This window comes from Vibrio sp. OPT46 (genome assembly GCF_015163535.1).
Taxonomy (GTDB): Bacteria; Pseudomonadota; Gammaproteobacteria; order Enterobacterales; family Vibrionaceae; genus Vibrio; species Vibrio alginolyticus.
In genome coordinates this window covers 91,443-92,435 of sequence record NZ_JADDYG010000730.1, presented here as the reverse complement: position 1 = coordinate 92,435, position 993 = coordinate 91,443, and the positions used below count along the sequence as shown (strand labels likewise).

1 protein-coding gene is annotated in these 993 nt (G+C 39.7%); it reads right to left on the bottom strand.

Going from position 1 to position 993, the window contains the following annotated elements:
- Positions 1 to 146 precede the first annotated feature (146 nt).
- Positions 147 to 830 (bottom strand): DUF4336 domain-containing protein, encoded by a 684-nt coding sequence (locus tag IQR33_RS26500; RefSeq protein ID WP_054574095.1) that lies wholly within the window; start codon positions 828 to 830, stop codon positions 147 to 149.
- Between the last annotated feature and the right edge of the window lie 163 nt (positions 831 to 993).

The window sequence follows — 993 nt, the reverse complement described above, 5'->3', positions numbered from 1 at the left end:
ATAATGCTCAATTAAGAGGAATAGGGGAGCTTATCGTTAAACATAACGTGTAGTTCTGTAAATTGCCCCCTAAGACTAAGCTAAAAGGGCCTAATGTTTTAAAATAGCTTCTTGTCTATTCTGTTGTGTGAGTTTTCAATGTTGTCTCATACTAGCCACTTAAAAGAGCGCTGTAAGAACTTGTCTGCATTATCAAGGACGATTTCACCGTGAGCCATAACCAATATATTAGGTTTCCAAGACAGCAGTTTATTTAAGTGTTTTCGAGCCTCTTGTTTGCTAAACATAAAACTTAGGCGCCAATCCAAAGGCATTTTTCCATTCGGAGCAAGAATACCGGCCCCTTTAGCCACAAACCGCTGCCAGTAGTTAAAGTCCTGACCAGAAAAATTCTCGACGAGGTCAGTAACAATTAAGGTCTTTGAAAGTCGATGATAAAACACACACTCTTCCATTAATGGAGAGCCAGAAAATAGTTCTTGTTCAACCTCAGAGTTCCAAGCATTACCGCCTTGGTTAAGTGAAGCGTGAAAGTGTATATCACGGCACTTCTTGATGACTTCATCTGTGCCATAAACTTCTGCGCTAGGATAGGCAAATACCCATTCAGATAAGAACAAGTGGTGTAAATGATTAGGAGCGATTAAGTATTTCACTTGGCCTAGATTGTTGATTTGCTCTCTAATCGAATTTGATAACTTAATTGGACTATGAACCCAAAGGCCACCATCAGAAAGCCTAACAATAGTCATACGAGTGGTGTATGGGAGTCCTAAGAATTGGACGGGATCTCCGTCAAATATCCATATCTCTTGGGCTAACTTTTTCATGTCTCTCCAACCGTTAACACTGTATTAAGGCGGCATTTAAGTTACTCAAAAGCTGCCTTGTTGCACAATAAACGCTTCGCTAAGCGTAAACCAAAAATATTAGGTTTACCAAACCCTTATTGAGTGCAGCTGTATATCTTTGAGTATTTTTATACTGAACGGG